We start from the raw sequence: 17,783 nt of genomic DNA on the forward strand, positions 1-17,783 counted from the left end.
GCTACGCCGACGGATCAATTTCGGAATTCAGCCAGACCACTTTTTGTTCGGGCTGGTGTTCCTGTCCGATAATGTCGCGGTACAAATCCGGTCGCCGGGCTTTTTTGTAGCGATAACCGCCCGCCATCGTCAGCTTTTCCGGGGTGCAGGTAGCTATAACGAAATCATTCCCCAGCGTTCGACATTCGGCCAGTACATCGCCAAACGGGTCGAGAATCATCGAGCAGCCATTCTTGAGCTGGTCGTCGTCCATGCCGATCGGATTGGAGAAAACCACGTAAATGCCGTTGTCATAGGCTCGGGCCGGGAGCCATTTCATCAACCAGGCCCGGCCTTTCATCCCGTCAAATTCGAGCCGGAGCGAGGTCGGATCGTGTTCGCGGTTTTCCCAGAGCGCCGGATCGACAAAACCGGCTCCGGGCCGGGTGGAGGGCGTACACATGGTCACGTGGGGCATGAAAATGATATCGGCACCCAGCAGCGTGGTGGCCCGGACGTTTTCGATGATGTTGTTATCGTAGCAGATCAGGATGCCGCATTTCCAGCCTTTCAGGTCGAAAACCACGTATTGATCGCCCGGCAGCAGGTGCGGGTTTATAAACGGATGCAGCTTGCGGTATTTGGCCACCAGTCCGTTTTCATCGACGCAAACATAGGCCTTGAACAGCCGGTCCTGCTCGTCTTTTTCAAACAAACCGGCCAGCACGACGATACGGTTTTCCCGGGCAATATCGGTCAGGAATTGAATGCTATCGCCGTCCGGAATACGCTCGGCGAGGTCGAGCATCTGCTCGCGCGACAGGTGTCGGGCGTGTGTATAGCCCGTAATTGAGCATTCATGAAAGGCAATCACCTCCGCACCTTGTTGGGCGGCCTGGGCGGCTAGTTGGCGGATGATGGCCAGATTTCGGGCTTTGTCGCCATTGTGATGTTCAAACTGGGCAGTGGCAATGCGAAGCGGTTCCATGTCATAAAAATAGAGATAGAATCCGGTTTCAGCTAATGGAAAGCGACAGATTGCAGAACGGTTTTGTAATAATAGCCCACGGTTCAAACCGTGGGCTCAGTGCGAATGATGAACTGTTTTAGTAACCGTTTTAACGGTTTTTACCATTCCGTTTTGTTTCTGTAAACCCACAGACGGGTTCGCCATTGCGATAAAGCCGTAGGATAATCAACTAGTTTAGAGTCTATCGTCTGGTGGCTTCGACGGCCAGCTTCTGTTGCAGCCACGCCAGGTTAAACCGGTAATGAATGCTGCTGCTGATCAGATGGATCAGGTTATCCGGCGTTTGCGTGAGGGCCAGATAACCGCGTGGTTCGGCGTGGGTGGCATCCATCTCAAACGCTCCGGTCCAGGCACCCCCGTTGAGGTAGCGATAGTGGCCGTCGGTCAGCAGTTTTTTGACCGGCCAGGTTTTGCCGTCGTCAAACGACAGGGCCGCGTACATGCCGTAGCCGCGGAACGATTTGCCGTTGGCGTCGGTAAATAGCATGCCTTTCTTGGCTTCGTCCGGTTCTTCGGGATGGTGGGTAAAACCAATCAGCATGATCGGACCTTCGTTCAGCCGGTGCAGAATCAGCCGTTGACCACCTCCAATCGGTGGAAATTCGGAGGGTGAATACGTCCAGGTCTTGCCCATATCGCGCGACAGGCTCATTGGCATCCGTAGTATACCCTCTGCATTGGCAATGTTATCGTTGCGACCAAAGGCCAGCAGGCTACCGTCCTTGAGCTGGGTCACACCCGCGTGGATTCCGGCAATCAAACCGCCGGTTGCGCCATTTTTATAGTCTGGTTTTTGGGGGTCGGTATACGGCGCGTACCAGGTTTTGCCGCCATCTTTACTGATATGAACCGCCGAGCCGCCCGATGCGCTGGGGTCGGCGTCGCAGGCCTGCACCAGCCAGCCTTCCCTGGTCTGAAACATCCCGGCGATCACCTGATGCCGCTTTTCGTGCTCGGGGGCCACCAGTTTCGGGGCCGACCAGGTGGCACCGTTGTCGCGGCTGGTGCGCAACGACATCGCCAGGTTATTCCAGTCTCCGCTGGCTTCGACGCCGTTCATGTGGAAAATCGTGCCTTTACCGTCGTGGAAAAGCGAGCTGCCCGTCATGTTGCGGTCCGGTACTTTGAAAAACTCGGAAGGCATATCCCAACGGGTTTGCCCCGCCCGCAACCGGCTGGTCACCACGGTCATTTCGCGTCCGGCTTCTTTTTCGGTTGAGAACCAGATCGCCATCAAATCGCCGTTGGGCATCCAGGCAATGGCGGGCTGGTGGTTGTGCGAGTAATACGGCACCCCGGCATTGCAGTCCGGTCGGTTGGCGTACCGTACGGGTTCCATAAAAACCGGCTGCGTGGCCGAAACGGTTTTCCAGTTGAACGGTTTTTGCGAAACGTTCTGGGCGTAGGCTTTCGGCGGGGTGGGTGGCAGGGGTTGCGTAGCCGGTTTTTCGGCCTGAACCACGCGGAAACCCACCAGCCAGTTTTTATCTTCGGGAATCATACCCAGCCGGTTGGTCGTGCGCAGGTACTGCACCGGCGTCCCGTGACTGCCTCCGCGCGTCACCCGAAACAGGCCGGAGGCCCGACCCACCGGATCGCGTTGCTCATTGGCTTCGTAGGGGCCATACCAGTCGGAACACCATTCTTCCACGTTGCCGTGCATATCCTGCAAGCCCCAGGCGTTGGCGGGCGTTTGTCCGACTTTCAGCGGAACGACCACCGGAATGCGGTCGGTTTTCTGGCTTTTCTGGTAGCTTGGGGGCAAAAACCGTCCCGTCGAAAAGGGCGTGACGGTGCCGGCATGGCAGGCGTATTCCCACTCGGCTTCGGTCGGGAGCCGGTAGGGTTTTCCTTCTTTTTTGCTGAGCCATTCGCAGAAAGCCACGGCTTCGGCGTAACTCACAAACACCACCGCTTCGTCATCTTCCTTCGAAAACCCGGCTTTTCCGCGCAGTTTTTTATGCTCCGGGTCGAAGGCTTCGTACTGGGCGTTGGTTACTTCCGTGGCCGCCATCCGGAACGGTTTGGAAATGGTAACACGGTGAACCGGCGCTTCGTCGTAATCTTCTCCTTCGCCCTCGGAACCCATGTAAAACCGGCCCGCCGGAACGGTTACAAGCTTCATACCCAGCGAATTGGTTTCCTGGGCGAAAGCGGTTATAGATCCAAAAACCGCGAACAGTAGCCAGAATGTGTATTTCATACAATGGAATGGTTGATAAGAAATGGCAACGCGGATGATACAGACTGAACAGATAGGCACGGATTCGTATCCGTATTAATCCGCCCAATCCGCGTCACCCGCGTTTCCAGCCTTTTTATATTACTCGATTAATTTCCCCGCCAGAACCGGCTCAATGCCCAGCTCCAGCTGAAGCTGATTGGCGGTTTCGATCAGGGCATCCATAGCGTTTTGTAACTCGGGCGTCAGCAGACCGACATCCCGGCGGGTGTAGAGCGAAATCGGCAAGCCGCGTTTTTGCAGGGTGTATTTGGCAATGGTCGGGTAAGCGGTGTGCACCAGATCCATGCAATCGACGAAAAATTGCTGCACCCGGTCAATGTCGGCCTGACGCTCGGTATTATTGAAGTTATTGCAAAGCCAGACGACCAGTTCCGGAAATTCATTGCCCTGGATGCACGACAAACCGGCTGCACCTTCGCGCAGTGACGAGATCGCATTGACCATGTAGGCATCGTACAACCCAAACTGGTAGTTTGCTCCGGCGGCAATCCGGCGGGCCACTTCGGCAGCGTCCAGGCAGGTATCTTTGTGGTAAATCAGCCGTCCGGTGGGCAGTAAATCGTTCAGAATAGCGGTGCTGATCAGGCGTTTGTACGGCACCGGACATTCATAAAAACCGAGGGGGACTTCGTTGGTCAGGTTGATCAACTGATGCATCCGCTCCAGAAAAACCGCGTCGGATTCGTCTTCATTGGCAATCAACCCCGTAATCACGATAACCGCCTGGATGCCGGTTTGGTATATACGCTTCACAAAATCGGCCTGCTGTTCGATGGGGCCACCGAACGTTCCCGTGGCAACCACAGGCACGCGTCCGGCCACCTGATCAACGACAAATTGGGTAACATCCAGCCGTTCCTGCTCGGTTAGTTCATACATTTCGCTGGACAAACAGTTGGCAAACAGACCGGCGGCCCCGGCTTCGATGTAGAAATCGATCAGTTGGGCGAGCGCCGGGTAATCGACGGCACCGGTTTCCTGAAACGGGGTAAGCATGACGGGGATGAAGCCACGGGGTAACGATCCGACGGAGGGCGAGGAGGAAGGCATGGTGAAAGGGAGATTTGGTTTTTACACAGAGTTGATCGGAGAACAGTAGAGTTAATCAGAGAAAACTCAGATCAACTCTGCTATTCTCTGATTAACTCTGTGAAACGAAAGCAAGGGTTTAGGAATAAAAATTGGGTTAGGGTTGAGTAACAGTATTATGGGGTTTAGGAATAGCAGTAGGTTTGTTTCCGCGAAGTTTGGTAAACAGTAAGCCAACGAGGAAAATCGTCAGTGTGCCGACCACCATGATCATGTTCTGATGAAATGGGCTACGGAGAGCCGCAAACTCGTCCGGAATCTGGGGCGAAAAGGTCATCCAGACAATCACGACCAAACCGATGACCGTGGCCGTCCAGGCTTCGGTATTACGGGTTTTCCGGGAGATAATGCCCAACAGGAACAGTCCCAGCATACCGCCGGCGAAAATACCGGAGAGCATCCACCAGATGTCGAGTACGCTCTTGACGCCGATCATGGCAATCCCGGTGGTCATGCCGAGTACCCCAAAAACCGTGGTGGCGATGTAGAGCAACCGCAGGGATTGTTTATCGGTTACATCGGGTTTCAGGTACCGTTGGTAAATATCGACCGAGAAAACCGTCGCCGACGCGTTCATGCTGGAGCTGATGGTACTCATGGCCGCCGACAAAATGGCCGCAACGATCAGGCCCACCAGTCCCGCCGGGACTTTATTCACCATGAAATGCGGCATTACCTTATCGCCAAACTCAGCGGGGGTTAGCGTATTGGCCAGTTGCCGAATGGCTTCCGGGCTACCGTTGGGCAGTCGCTCCCCGGCCACCTGCATCCGAATGGCATCGAGCAGTTCCGGGGTATTCTGGTAGTAGGCGTACAGGCACGAACCGAGGACAAAAAACATCAGCGAAACGGGTACGTAGAGGTACACGCAGAGCCAGATCGAGCGGGTAGCTTCCTTGATCGAGGTCGTGGTATGATACCGTTGTACGTAATTCTGATCCATCCCGAAGTTGTTCAGGTTCATGAAAAAACCGTAGAGCAAGACCACCCAGAAGGTCGATTGGGTAAAGTCGGGGGCGTAGCTCCCCAGGCTGAATTTATCGTCGGCCTGGCCAACTTCGATGATTTTGCTGACGCCACCGGGCATTCCGTCGATAACCAGGTAGAGAATGATGAGCGCCCCGGCGGTTTTGATGACACCCTGCACCACCTCCGTCCAGATGACGGCTTCCATGCCGCCCATCACGGTGTACAGGATAATGCAGATCCCGACAACGATCATGATCGTCGCCATCGGATAACCCGTCAACGCCTGTAAACTCAGGGCTATGCCGAAAAAGATGGACCCCATGCGGGCCAGTTGGGTGAGCAGAAAACAAACGACGGCGTAGGTCCGGGCCCAGGCCCCAAAGCGGTGTTCGAGGTGGGTGTAGGCCGATACTTCGCCGGTATGGCGGTAGAAAGGAACGAAAAACCGGGCGGCTACCCAGGCCGAGAGCGGCATGGCCAGACTGAACACAAAGGAGTTCCAGTTGCTGCCGAACGCCTTGCCGGGAACTCCCAGGAAGGTGTTGCTGCTCAGAAACGTTGCGTAAATCGACAGGCCGATCGCCCAGCCCGGAATCTTGCCCGAAGCCTTCGTAAACTGGTCGGCACTTTTGTTGTTCCGCGAGAAATAAACCCCCACAGCCACCATCCCGACGAGGTAGGCAGCAATCACGAGTAAGTCGATAACGGGCAGGTTTTTCATTCGGGGAATTACGCTAAATTATCAGAATTATTTCAAGTCACGCAACGAAAATAACGGCTTCTTTCTTAGCTTGCAACCGAGATTTTATAACGGGACAGTTATTTTATGTCATTTTAAGGGCAAAAGTAATACATAAAGGCTCCGTTTTGTTGTGTAGTCTTTGCTAATTAATGTACGAATTTATCATAATCGAATTGCTGGCCGATGAAGCCCCATTTTCATAAAGTACCCATCAATGCGCAGGATTCGTTCACGGTCCGGCACGATATCAAACCCAATTTTGGCAACATCTGGCACTATCATCCGGAGCTGGAATTGCACTATGTGATCCGGGGCGAAGGCGTGCGTTTTATCGGTGATAACGTTAGTAATTTTTCGGCGGGCGAGATTCTGCTGGTGGGTGAAAACCTGCCGCATACCTGGCGGTGCAACGAAGCGTATTTACAGGAAAATGCGGACCTGAAAGTGGAAGCGATTCTGATGCAGTTCCGGCCTGATTGTTTCGGTCGTGATTTCCTGAATCTGGCCGAAACGCAGTCCATCCGGCGCTTGTACGAACGGGCGTTGCGGGGCTTGCTGATCAAAGGGAAAACCAGTGAAAAAGTAGCGGACCTGCTCTACAGCGCCGTGGAAGCCCGCCCGCTGCAACGGCTGATTATCCTGCTGTCGATTCTGGAAATTCTGGCGCAGTCCGACGAACTGGAGACGATTACTTCGGAACAGGTTTTCTACCAGTCGAACGAACTGGAAACCGTGCGGCTCAACAAAGTGTGCAGTTATACGCTTTCGAATTACGCCAAGGAAATTACACTCGACGAAATCGCGTCGATTGCCAGCCTGAGTGTGACCTCATTTTGCCGGTATTTCAAGCTAATGACGCACAAAACCTACCACGAATTTCTGACCGAGGTGCGGGTCAGTCACGCGTGCCGGGCGCTGGTCGAAAACAAGTTGAGCGTCGAGATGGTCTGTTCGGAGAGCGGTTTCAATAACCTGTCAAATTTCTACCGCCATTTCAAGCGCGTCAAAGGCGTCACCCCCCTCGAATACAAACGAAATTATCTTCAGTAAACCGGATAAAGTTTACGGGGATTCTTCGCAGGGGAATAGCCCGAAATGACCGTAAACCGTATACTGTACACCGAATACTGGATTCCAAAACCCTAAACCGAAGCCCCTTTAATGAACGCCCGATTCGGCTGGCTCATTCTGGGTGCGGGCCTGCAAACCTGCGCCCCCAAACCGCCCTTAACCATGCATTTTACCGAACACCAGCTCACGTTTGACACGAAAGGACACACCATTCACAATGCACAGGCGTTTTCGCCCAACGATGAATGGCTCGTTTATGATACCCGGAATGTGGATACGGGCATCGGGAGCACCGGGTCGATTGAGATGGTGAACGTCAAAACCGGTGAAAACCGGGTGCTGTACCGAACCGAAAACCAGACCGAATTTGGCCCCGGTGTGGGGGCGGTTTCGTTTTCGCCCGTTCAAAACCGGGTATTGTTCATCCACGGCGTCCGGAATGCGAACCCGGAAAAACCGTACGGTTTCGCCCGCCGGACGGGCGTTGCCATCGACATCGATCAGCCCGGCAAACCCATTTTTCTGGATGCCCGTGATGTTACTCCGCCCTTTACGCCGGGCGCTTTGCGCGGGGGAACGCACGCGCACGGCTGGAGCGCCGACGGCCAGTGGATCAGCTTTACGTACAACGATTACGTGCTCGATCAGTTGAGCAAAACCAACCCGGCGGTGCAGGATCTGCGCGTGGTGGGGGTGATGGCACCGTTCAGAAACGTAGCGGTTGCCGACGACGGATCGCAGGAAAACAACGCGGGCGAACTGTTTTCGGCCGTGGTAACCCGCGTGACGGAGTCGCCCAAACCGGGCAGCGACGAGATCGACAAAGCGTTTGACGAAGGCTGGATTGGCACCAACGGCTATCAAAAACCGGACGGCAGCTGGCAGAAACGGGCGCTGGCGTTTCAGGGCAACGTGCGAAACAAAGACGGCAAAACCGTAGCCGAAATCTTTGTGGCTGATCTGCCCGGCGACCTGACGCAGGCCGTTGAGGGCCAGCCGCTGGAAGGCACCGAAACCACCCGGCCCAACCCGCCGAAAGGCGTGCAGCAACGGCGGATTACCTTCACGGAACACGGTGCCGAGGGGCCGCGTCACTGGCTCCGAACCACGCCCGACGGTTCGCAGATCGGTTTTCTGGCGAAAGACGCCACCGGAACGATTCAACTTTTTAGCGTCTCGCCCAACGGTGGTTCCATTCGCCAGCTTACCAAACAGCCGTTTTCGATTCAAACCACCTTCAACTTTAGTCCAGATGGCCGCTGGGTGGCCTATGCTGCCGACAATAGTGTGTTTATCACGGAAGTGGCCACGGGAGAATTCCGACGGTTGACGCCCCGCTCATCGGACGACGAACAGCCCCGTAACGGCATCGTCTGGTCGAATAAGGGCGACATGATTGGCTATAACCGCTATGTCACGACGGAAAAAGGGCGGTTTTTGCAGTTGTTCGTGCTGACCAGCGCAAAATAAACCCCGGCTTTACCAGGAAGAACCACAGGTCAGAACGGTTTTACAACTCCTTTCCTGACCGGACACCGTAACCCAAAAAACCACCATGAAGCGTAGAGATTTTGTCAGAACAACGCTGGGCGTATCCTTGCTTAATCCGCTGGAAACGCTGGCGGCCGAGCCGGTAACCTATCTTGAAAGCGAGGACCTCAGTAGACAGGCGGCTCTGGCCGATGGGTACGCGCTGCATTTTATGGCGCTGGGCGATTGGGGACGGAACGGCGAATACCTGCAACGGGAGGTGGCCCAGCAAATGGGAAAATGGGCGAGCGAGCACCGGACCAACTTTGTCATTTCGGTCGGCGACAACTTTTATCCCAAGGGGGTGATCAGTGAACACGATCCGCTGTGGCATTACTCCTTTGAAAACGTGTATACCGCTCATGATCTGCAATGTGACTGGTATTCCATTCTGGGTAACCATGATTACATGGCCGATCCCGATGCCCAGATCCGGTACAGCAAGATTAGTCGCCGGTGGCAGATGCCCGCCCGGTATTATTCGAAGGAGCTACGCCTGGGGAAGGAAAACGGGAAATTGCTGCTCGTCATGATCGATACCAACAAGCTGATTTTCGAAGCCGACAAAGCCGAAGCCGACCAGCAACTCACGTGGCTCAAAACGACTTTACAGCAGGCTTCGCCGGAGGTCAAATGGAAAATAGTGGTCGGTCACCATCCGTACTATACCGTCGGTCCCCGGATTCAGAATTACGAAACGATGGCGATCCGGGGCGCACTATCCACCATCTTCGAGGAGCAAAAGGTGGATGTCTACCTTTCCGGGCACGAACATTCGCTCCAGCATTTAAAACCGTCGGGGCATACGCACCAATTTATTTCCGGGGCCGGATCGGAAATCTCCTCGGTAACGGCCGGAGTTTCATACAGCCGGTTTCAGGCCGCCGAGAACGGTTTTATGTATTTTTCGCTGGATAGCAAACGCCTGAATGTGAAAGCGATCAACCAGTTGGGCGCTATGCTGTATGAAACGGAATTGACGAAATAGCCTGGCCGCTGATCGGGATTTTCGGTCGCTGATCGGGCTTTCTGAATCCCGATCGAACCTGCTGCGGATTTTAAATCCGCGACAGTTGTGGTCTGGATTTCAAATCCAGACCAGCGGTCCAGCGGTAGACAAATCCTGACCAGTATTACGGTTTGGCGTGTCGCATTTCCAGCCCCACCGACGTTCGGGGTTTAAAGCCCGCCCAGGGGGCAGCGTTGGCGTTTTCCGGAACATCCAGGTACTTGCCGTAGTCCAGCCCTTTCAGGTGAATGCCCAGAAAGGCGGTGACAAAATGCTGGTTGATGTTGTTGATCCGGCGCTCGTTCCAGGCGGGTTCCGAAAAATGCTGGTAATCGTCGAGAAAACCGGGTTTCAGCGTAGCCGCCGGGGGCGGATTGGGGGCCACGTTGTGCCGGGCATTCACATACGTCAGCAAATACCGGTCGGCGTTGACAGCCCCGTCGTAAATAGCTTTAATTCCTTTTTCGTAGCCCGATACATCATCCTGGCTGCCGGCCACCAACAGAATCGGGCGGGTCAGTCCCAGGAGTCCTTCGGCATCCCAAACGCCCCGTTCCATGCCCCAGGGCGCAAAGGCCACCACGGCTTTGATGCGCGGGTCCTGCGAAGCCTTGTAGTCGGGGGCGCTGCTGGTCCGGCTTTGTAGGGCCGTACTTCCGCCCGTCAACTGGCCGAAAAATTTAACAGCCTGGGCACTGTACCCCGCTCCGATCACATTGAGGGCTCCGTAACCACCCATCGAATAGCCAATCAGCCCGGTTTTATCGGTATCGACCAGTCCGGCCAGAAAACCGTTGGCGGTTTTGGCGCTCAGCCGCGCTAGTTCATTCAGCACGAACAAATCATCGAGCGACCGGTTGAGCAGCGTACTCGGAAAACCGCTCAGGTCGCGGTAGGTCGATTCGGTATGGTCGATGGCCACGACCACGTAGCCTTTCGACGCCAGGTTTTCGGTCAGGTAAGTCAGTAACAACCGGGAACCGGGATAGCCGTGGGAGACAATCACCAGCGGATAGGGGCCTCCGCTGCGGTCGGGTTCGGCGTTACGCAGGGCCCGACCGTCGAATGTAAACGGCACTAGCGGTCGTTTGGGGTCGTTGGCGCGGCCCAGCACCTCTTCGTAGGTAACGAGCTGCGTTTGTCCCGTCCGGACTTGGACCGGATACCAGACCTCGAGTGTCAGCGGGCGGTCGTACAGCGGGCTTTTTCCGTCTTTGGTGTGGAGGACATCCACCTGGGCCGGATGAACCACTTTCAGCGTCTGAACACCCACGGCATACGCACCCCGGGGGGCCAGTTCGGGTGCATCGGGTAACAAATCACCGGGCAGAAAGGCCTCAGCTTTGGGCTGGGCGCTGGTCAGAAAAGCGATGCCCAGGAACAGAAAAAGTAGCAGGTGTTTCAAGGTTGGAATGGAAAAGGTCGTCAACTAAAGCCGGTTTTCGGCACCTGTAAATAAGGCTGATTTTGGGAAAATAGCATCAAACTAGCGATGAATATTTTTGGTTGGCAGAACCGGTTCGGGGTAGCTTGAATACTTTGGTGGAGTAAAGGTTAGTGTGCTATTTCCTTTAATTTCAAGGCATTGCGTACCGCATTGCCGTCGCCATCGTTGTTGAAGTAGACATACACTTCCTTGCCCATGCCGGTCCATTCGCCGATGCGGTTGGCCCACCAGTGAAGGTCGGCATCGGAATACGAACCGCCGTACAGATGGTGTGGGTCGGGACCGTGCATCCGGACATACACAAACGGGGCCGTAGCCCGCAGAATACAGGGCAAATTAGCACCACTCATGATGCAGTAAGCGGCCCCGTGTTTTTCCAGCAACCGGAACGTTTCGTCGTTGTGCCAGCTCAGGTGCCGGAATTCGACCGCGATTTTCAGCCAGTCGGGAACCTGTTCCAGAAAGTAGGCCAGGCGCTCGTAATCATAGGCCAGATGGGGTGACAGTTGCACCAGCAAAACCGCCTGTTTCTCCCGCAACGCATGCCAGCAGGTTTTAATGCGCTCAAGCCAGGCTTCCGGTGCGTAGAGCTTTTTGGCGTGCGTGAGGCCGCGCGGGGCTTTGACGGTCAGCCGGAAACCGTCGGGCAGGCGGGCACGCCAGCCGGCAAAGGTGCTGAGCTGGGGCCAGCGGTAAAAACTGCTGTTCAGTTCGACGGTTTGAAAGGCCTGGACATAATAGGCCAGCCGGTCGTGAACCGGGGTATTGGGCGGATACAGAACGCCCTGCCAGTGGTCGTAACTCCAGCCCGATGTGCCAATGTGAATGCTCATATGCTCCTCGACACTAGCAAAACGGACTGGAAACGGTTTTGTTTACCGCGACTGGTACGGGCCGTGTACGGCTTTGACCCGGAACGACTCGTCATTATCCTCCAGAATGATCACCCGGTAGGTGTCGCCCCCCGGATCGACCCGCACCAGCACGTGCCCGGAATCGCTTTTCAGGCGGTTTAATAACTCGCCGATCACCAGTTTATTGGCTTCCAGCATATGCGTCGCAAACACATCGCGCTCGCCGGGATAGACCTGCTGCGAGTAAATCCGGGCCAGCACGTCATGCCCCGGATGGTCGGAGGACCAGACCGGGATCACCAGCACCCGGGGCCGCAGGCTGCCGAGCAGAAAACCATTCTGCGAATCGCGATTGCCGTGGTGATCCAGGAGCTGGACTTCCACCGGCCCGACTGCCTGCGCCACCGGTGTTTCGACATCGTGCCACGAAGGCGCGCCGAAGGGCACAACTCCCGGAATGTCGCCCCCCGAAAAATAATCGAATTTGCCGTAGCTCAGCCGCAGGGCCATGCTGCACATATTTTCGTTCGGATACTGGTTGGGCGGCAGTGAGTTGAGGTCCGGAAAATGTTGCCGCGTGACCGTCCCGACGCCCGTCCAGATTTCGCCGTTGACGGCCAGGTTCCGGATTTCGAACTTGTCCCGGTATGGGGCCGGTTTTCGCAGCAACTGAATCTGGTCGTTGCGGCCCGGTTGCAGGCGCTCCACGCTGACGCCCTTTTGCTTCGTTTGCCAGTCCAGAAACAGGCGGTAATTTTTTACGAGCGGGTCCTGGTCAAAGGAGCGGGGATAGTTATAATCCGGCCAGCCCCGGTCGATGATTTTACGGAATGGGATGTGTTCGGCCACTTCCGTAACGCCGGTCAGCACGTACGTACCGGCGGCCGCTTTTTTGGACGTCGCCGAAGGCGCTCCCATGTGATCGTCGTGGAAGTGGGTCATGATGGCATAATCGATAGCCGGATCTGAGCGGAAACTCAGGGCTTTGCGGGCGTAGCGGGCAATCCACTCCCCGGCATGGCGGTCGGCATTGGGTTTGGCGGGCGTATTGCGCGGACTCAGCGTGCGTGGGGCGGTGGGGTCCAGTTGGCCGGCATCGATCAGGGCCGTGGTGCCGTCGGGCAGAATCAGAAAAGCCGCATTTCCCCGCCCGGTATTGATCTGGTGAATGTCGAGATACCCTTCCTGCCAGACCGGGAGCGGCTGGCCGACCTGCTGGGCGTGACTGGCGAGTTGGATAAGCGTCAGGAAAACAAGTAGATAAGGTCTTTTCATAGGGGATGGATATTCTCTGCTCAACTCCGCGTAACAACTAACTTCTTTATGGCTGCTGATAAACCCGCACGTAATCGACTTCGAACCGGGCCGGGAATTTTGTCGCCGACGGGTCCCCGCCGTTCTGTCCGCCGATCGCGAGGTTCAGCAGGAGGTAGTGCGGTTGGTGAAACGGGTTTTTGCCGCTGCCGTCGCCGTTGACGGTTTTCGACAGATCGACTTCGTTGAGCAACTGGTCGTCTACATACAACCGAATAAAGTCCTGGTCCCAGTCCATCCGCCAGACGTGGAAGTGGGCTGACCACTGCGGGTCGTTGAAGGTGCTGAGATTCTTCTTGGTGGTGCTCCAGGCCGCGACGTATGGCTTGTCGGTGCCCCAGGCGGCATTGGCCAGGAGCATCTCCCGGTAATATTCCATGATATCAATTTCGCCGTTCGACGGCCATTCTCCCGATACGCCCAGCGACCAGAACGCTGGCCACAGGCCCGGGCGGGTGTCGATGCGGCCCCGCATCTCGAACCGGCCAAACCGCCACTGGTGTAGCCCCTTGGTCATCAGGCTCGCTGCCGTGTAGTGAATCGAGTCACGCTGGGTTCGCCAACTGGTGCTGCCGGGCTGGTAGGTAGGGTTGGGACGTCGTTCGCGCCGACCTTCAATGATCAGCAACCCGTTCTCGCAGCGGGCGTTGTCGGGCTGGTACCACTGGCGTTCGTTGTTGCGGACAAAGCCACGCTCGAAGGCCCAGTTGTTGGGGTCGGGTGGCCCCGGTTTGTTGAATTCATCAGCCCAGACCAGCTTCCAGTCGGCCGCCGGTGGAACGGTTTTCGGAACGAGTAGCCACAGGAACAGGCAAAGAAACGGCTGCATAACGGATCGGGCTTGGAATAGAGCCGTAAATGTAAACGTTCGTACCAGAATTGAAAAATACGGTTGGGGTCTAATCGATCAAAGCACAAAAAGATAATAAACTGGTCATCTAACCGAAGAGAGCGCTCAGCAGTTATAGGAGAAAACAAGCGTCACTGTCTTGAGAATGAGTGATAACTGGATACGGCTGAGCCGGTTTTTTGCGAAGATGGTTCTGCTGGGCTTCGTCCTGCCGGGCGGTTTTTCGTCGTTCGTGCGGGCGCAGTCGGATACCACCCGAAAAGAAATCAAGGTGCTGGGCCTTTCGCTGGATACGTTGCTGGCCATCCGCAGCCCGAAAGTCGATACCAACTACATCGCCAGCTATTACGAACACCTGCATCTTCGGTTGATCGGGCAGGGGCGGGACCATTTTCTGCAACTTGTGGATAAAACCAACCACCTCACCTACCGGCCCAACGGAGCCTCGTCGGTGGGAGTGGGAGCCAGCTATTCGTGGCTCAGCGCCGAGCTAACCACCCGCCTTCCGTTGATTACCCGAAATTCCCGGGTGGCGAAAGGCAAAACCCGGCAGTTTGGCACCAGCCTGAGTTACAACGGTCGGCGGGTCTGGTTCAACACCAATTACCAGTCGTACCGGGGCCTGTACCTGAATAATCCGGATATTCTCGACAAAGACTGGTTTGTGCTTCATTCGAAGTATCCGCAGCGGCCGGATGTTGCAATTTATACCTGGTATACTTCGATCTATTACTGTTTTAACCACGAGCGGTTTTCCAACCCGGCCTCGCTGATGCAGCGCGAGCGTCAGAAGAAAAGCGCCGGTTCGTTTCTGGTGGGGGCTTCGATGCTCTTTACCCAGGTCAAGGGCGATTCGTCGCTGTTTCCGCGGGCCGTCCAGCCGCTTTTTCCCACGACTTCCGAGCTGATCCAATACCGGTCGTTCGGTTACAGCATCAATGCGGGTTACATCCGGACGTTCGTGTTCCGGAACTACTTTTTTGCCACCCTGCTGGGGTGCCCGGGCGTAGCGCTGCTGAATGCCAGCAGCGTTTCGGCCGGCGAAAACAGCCGGTCGCTGCCCGTGCGGGTGGGTTGGCAGGGCGATTCGCGGGTGACGGTCGGTTACAACAACGGGCGCTATTTTGCCGGGGCGACCTATGCCGTGGTGTTTCTGTCGGGGAACCTGGACGGCCCCAGCATCCTGCGTAGTGTCAACACCAATATCCGGTTGGTAGCCGGGCTGCATTTCCCTTTCAAACCGAAAGGTTTACTGCACAAGCTGCCCGGTTTTTAACTTTTTTCAAAACCTATACTAAGTTTTTACGGTTTTATTTGCTTGGTTTCCATTGTCATTATTACCTTTTAAGATTTGTTTCTTGTGACGAACAGGCCCGATTGGTCTGTAACCTATAGCCAATGCCTGTTTCCACTGCCACCATACCAAATTCGGGATTTGATCTGACGAATTGCGAAACCGAACCGATCCACATTCCCGGTTACATCCAGGCTCATGGATATTTAGTGGCACTTTCTGCCGATGATTTTGTTATTCGGTACGCCAGCGAGAATATCCGGGAACTGGTGAAGCAACCAGCTTCGGATTTGCTCGGAAAACCGCTCGAAGCCCTGTTAACCCAAACCGACCTGTCCACGGCTGAGCTGGTGGCCATTCTGAACGTTGGCAAGCGGGATAATGCCTGGTCGCGGATGAACCCGCACCGGTTCCGGATAAACGGGAGTGCCTACAACCTGATCGTTCACCAGAACGGGGCACTGATTTTGCTCGAATGGGAATCGACGGTGTCGGGCCGGAGCAATCTGGACCAGCAACTGATCGCGGAAGCACTGACCGAAGTGCAGTCGAACCGGACGCTGGCGGAACTGATTCAGAATACCACCCGCCGGGTGAAACAGCTGATTGGCTACGACCGCGTGATGGTCTACCGGTTTGGTCCCGACTGGCACGGCGAAGTCATTGCCGAAGCCCTGGAACCGGGGCTGGAACCGTATCTGGGGTTGCATTATCCGGCTTCGGATATTCCACGGCAGGCCCGTGAATTGTACAAAACCAATCTGGTGCGGCTGATTGCCGATGTGGGCAGCACGCCTTCGCCCGTTTTTTCGACAACGGATCAGCCCCTCGATCTGACCCATTCCGTACTGCGGGCGGTGTCGCCGGTTCACATTGAATACCTGAAAAATATGGGCGTTCAGGCCTCGATGAGTATTTCGCTGCTCTACCGGGGCGAGTTATGGGGGCTGATTTCCTGCCACCATTCGACGCCCAAATTTGTCGATTTTTCGGCACGTCAGGCGGCCATGTTTGTGAGCCAGTTGCTGTCGTCGGCCCTGGAGTTTCGGAAAGACGAAGAAGATCAGTCGTTCCTGTTTCAGATTCAGCAGAACGGGCAGCGGCTCAATAGCCAGATACTGACCGACTGGGATGTAGTAGCCGGTTTGACCCGGCATCCGGTGACGGCCCTGGACATCACCGGTGCGACGGGGGCGGTTTTGGTGTACGACACTAAGGTTTATTCACTGGGAACGGTGCCAGGCGAGTCGGCCATTGCCGGTATTGCCAATTGGCTGGGGACGCAACCGTTTGATACTTTCCTGGAAACCAATCAGTTGCCTGAGTTGTATCCGGTGGCGGAAGCCTTCCGCGATGTGGCGTCGGGCCTGCTGGCAATTGCATTGTCGAAGGAATTGAATGAGTATATTCTCTGGTTCAAACCGGAGCGGGTTCGGCAGGTAACCTGGGCCGGTAACCCGGATAAACCGGTAACGGTTTCGGAGAATGGGAAGCCGTTTTTGCATCCCCGCAAAAGTTTTGAAGCCTGGTCGCAAACCGTTCGCAATACCTCGGAGCCGTGGAAAGAAAGCGAAATTTCGGTTGCCATCAAGCTGCGGGAAGATGTGTTGCAGGTGGTGGCGCGCAAGGCCAACGAAGTCCGGCAGTTGAACGAACGGCTGCGGGTCGCCTACGAAGAGCTGGATGCGTTCAGCTATACGGTTTCGCACGATCTGCGGACACCCCTGTCGTCCATCCGGTGTTATGCCGAGATCATCATGGAGGAGCAGGGCGGTACGATGGATGACGACACGCGGGTGATGTTCCAGAAGATTCTGGACTCGACGGAACGGATGCGGTCATTGATTCGGCATATTTTGTATTATTCAAGGATGGGGCGTACGGAGCTGAATTTCAGACAACTGGATATGCCGAAGATGCTGGAGGTGATTCGGGATGAGATTCTGGTGACGGAGAAAAAGAAAAACCGGCATCTGCGGATCGAATTCGGGACCCTGCCCCCGGTTTATGGCGACCCAACGATGGTCAATCAGGTTTTCACCAACCTGATGTCGAATGCAGCCAAATACACGCAACGGGCCAGCGAAGCGGTGGTGCAGGTAGACGGGCGGGAAACCGACACGGAGGTGATTTACAGCGTGAAGGACAACGGAATCGGCTTTGATATGAAGCATGCCGGTAAAATGTTCGAGCTGTTCAAACGTTTGGATAATGCAGCCGGTTTTGACGGAACCGGGGTCGGACTGGCCATTGTGAAACGGATTATAGGCCGGCACAAAGGCAAGATCTGGTTCCATAGCGAACCCAACCGCGAGACGGTTTTCTTTGTTTCATTTCCAAAAGAGTCCAGCGAATAACGA

At 55.6% G+C, this 17,783-nt stretch carries 13 protein-coding genes; 5 read left to right on the forward strand and 8 right to left on the reverse strand.

Annotated features, from left to right (window positions below; all coding sequences use genetic code 11):
* Position 1: 1 nt before the first annotated feature.
* The 4 genes from ACFPMF_RS12340 to ACFPMF_RS12355 form a co-directional block, all read right to left on the reverse strand.
* A complete protein-coding gene (locus ACFPMF_RS12340; protein ID WP_379845129.1) occupies positions 2-967 on the reverse strand; it encodes a nitrilase family protein in 966 nt (321 codons plus the stop codon).
* A 223-nt stretch (positions 968-1,190) separates the two neighbouring features.
* Positions 1,191-3,212, reverse strand: a complete 2,022-nt coding sequence (locus ACFPMF_RS12345; RefSeq protein WP_379845133.1) for an SUMF1/EgtB/PvdO family nonheme iron enzyme — start codon at positions 3,210-3,212, stop codon at positions 1,191-1,193.
* Between the two features lie 120 nt (positions 3,213-3,332).
* Positions 3,333-4,304, reverse strand: coding sequence for a dihydrodipicolinate synthase family protein (locus ACFPMF_RS12350; RefSeq protein ID WP_379845136.1), 972 nt, complete (start codon positions 4,302-4,304; stop codon positions 3,333-3,335).
* Positions 4,305-4,440: 136 nt separating this feature from the next.
* Positions 4,441-6,033, reverse strand: coding sequence for a sodium:solute symporter family protein (locus tag ACFPMF_RS12355; protein ID WP_379845139.1), 1,593 nt, complete (start codon positions 6,031-6,033; stop codon positions 4,441-4,443).
* Between the two features lie 204 nt (positions 6,034-6,237).
* Here ACFPMF_RS12355 and ACFPMF_RS12360 point away from each other — a divergent pair, with 204 nt between their 5' ends.
* From ACFPMF_RS12360 to ACFPMF_RS12370, 3 genes are all read left to right on the forward strand, one after another.
* The gene (locus ACFPMF_RS12360; RefSeq protein ID WP_379845141.1) at positions 6,238-7,104 is read left to right on the forward strand and encodes an AraC family transcriptional regulator; all 867 of its coding nucleotides are present in this window, start codon (positions 6,238-6,240) and stop codon (positions 7,102-7,104) included.
* Positions 7,105-7,215: 111 nt separating this feature from the next.
* Complete coding sequence (locus ACFPMF_RS12365; RefSeq protein WP_379845144.1) at positions 7,216-8,595, forward strand: DUF3748 domain-containing protein; 1,380 nt, start codon at positions 7,216-7,218, stop codon at positions 8,593-8,595.
* Positions 8,596-8,680: 85 nt separating this feature from the next.
* Positions 8,681-9,643, forward strand: coding sequence for a metallophosphoesterase (locus ACFPMF_RS12370; protein WP_379845147.1), 963 nt, complete (start codon positions 8,681-8,683; stop codon positions 9,641-9,643).
* A gap of 145 nt (positions 9,644-9,788) precedes the next feature.
* On the opposite strand, the gene ACFPMF_RS12375 is transcribed toward ACFPMF_RS12370, so the two are convergent.
* The 4 genes from ACFPMF_RS12375 to ACFPMF_RS12390 all read right to left on the reverse strand — a co-directional run bounded on the left by ACFPMF_RS12375 (position 9,789) and on the right by ACFPMF_RS12390 (position 14,108).
* Positions 9,789-11,069, reverse strand: a complete 1,281-nt coding sequence (locus tag ACFPMF_RS12375) for an alpha/beta hydrolase family protein (RefSeq protein ID WP_379845149.1) — start codon at positions 11,067-11,069, stop codon at positions 9,789-9,791.
* Positions 11,070-11,218: 149 nt separating this feature from the next.
* Positions 11,219-11,944, reverse strand: a complete 726-nt coding sequence (locus ACFPMF_RS12380; RefSeq protein ID WP_379845152.1) for a DUF72 domain-containing protein — start codon at positions 11,942-11,944, stop codon at positions 11,219-11,221.
* A 42-nt stretch (positions 11,945-11,986) separates the two neighbouring features.
* Positions 11,987-13,240: a ComEC/Rec2 family competence protein gene (locus ACFPMF_RS12385; RefSeq protein ID WP_379845155.1), complete on the reverse strand. Its 1,254-nt coding sequence runs from the start codon at positions 13,238-13,240 to the stop codon at positions 11,987-11,989.
* Between the two features lie 46 nt (positions 13,241-13,286).
* Positions 13,287-14,108 (reverse strand): glycoside hydrolase family 16 protein, encoded by an 822-nt coding sequence (locus ACFPMF_RS12390; protein ID WP_379845157.1) that lies wholly within the window; start codon positions 14,106-14,108, stop codon positions 13,287-13,289.
* Between the two features lie 166 nt (positions 14,109-14,274).
* Here ACFPMF_RS12390 and ACFPMF_RS12395 point away from each other — a divergent pair, with 166 nt between their 5' ends.
* Both ACFPMF_RS12395 and ACFPMF_RS12400 read left to right on the forward strand, forming a co-directional pair.
* Entirely contained in the window at positions 14,275-15,405 is a 1,131-nt protein-coding gene (locus ACFPMF_RS12395) for a DUF4421 family protein (RefSeq protein ID WP_379845160.1), read from the forward strand.
* A 122-nt stretch (positions 15,406-15,527) separates the two neighbouring features.
* Positions 15,528-17,780, forward strand: coding sequence for an ATP-binding protein (locus ACFPMF_RS12400; protein WP_379845163.1), 2,253 nt, complete (start codon positions 15,528-15,530; stop codon positions 17,778-17,780).
* Positions 17,781-17,783 lie beyond the last annotated feature (3 nt).

The organism is Larkinella bovis (assembly GCF_042655385.1).
GTDB lineage: Bacteria > Bacteroidota > Bacteroidia > Cytophagales > Spirosomataceae > Larkinella > Larkinella bovis.

Excerpts from the sequence above, each read along its gene's own strand:
- ACFPMF_RS12340 (WP_379845129.1), bottom strand. The coding sequence starts at position 967 with ATGGAACCGCTTCGCATTGCCACTGCCCAGTTTGAACATCACAATGGC.
- ACFPMF_RS12345 (WP_379845133.1), bottom strand. The coding sequence starts at position 3,212 with ATGAAATACACATTCTGGCTACTGTTCGCGGTTTTTGGATCTATAACC.
- ACFPMF_RS12350 (WP_379845136.1), bottom strand. The coding sequence starts at position 4,304 with ATGCCTTCCTCCTCGCCCTCCGTCGGATCGTTACCCCGTGGCTTCATC.
- ACFPMF_RS12355 (WP_379845139.1), bottom strand. The coding sequence starts at position 6,033 with ATGAAAAACCTGCCCGTTATCGACTTACTCGTGATTGCTGCCTACCTC.
- ACFPMF_RS12360 (WP_379845141.1), top strand. The coding sequence starts at position 6,238 with ATGAAGCCCCATTTTCATAAAGTACCCATCAATGCGCAGGATTCGTTC.
- ACFPMF_RS12365 (WP_379845144.1), top strand. The coding sequence starts at position 7,216 with ATGAACGCCCGATTCGGCTGGCTCATTCTGGGTGCGGGCCTGCAAACC.
- ACFPMF_RS12370 (WP_379845147.1), top strand. The coding sequence starts at position 8,681 with ATGAAGCGTAGAGATTTTGTCAGAACAACGCTGGGCGTATCCTTGCTT.
- ACFPMF_RS12380 (WP_379845152.1), bottom strand. The coding sequence starts at position 11,944 with ATGAGCATTCACATTGGCACATCGGGCTGGAGTTACGACCACTGGCAG.
- ACFPMF_RS12385 (WP_379845155.1), bottom strand. The coding sequence starts at position 13,240 with ATGAAAAGACCTTATCTACTTGTTTTCCTGACGCTTATCCAACTCGCC.
- ACFPMF_RS12390 (WP_379845157.1), bottom strand. The coding sequence starts at position 14,108 with ATGCAGCCGTTTCTTTGCCTGTTCCTGTGGCTACTCGTTCCGAAAACC.
- ACFPMF_RS12395 (WP_379845160.1), top strand. The coding sequence starts at position 14,275 with ATGAGTGATAACTGGATACGGCTGAGCCGGTTTTTTGCGAAGATGGTT.
- ACFPMF_RS12400 (WP_379845163.1), top strand. The coding sequence starts at position 15,528 with ATGCCTGTTTCCACTGCCACCATACCAAATTCGGGATTTGATCTGACG.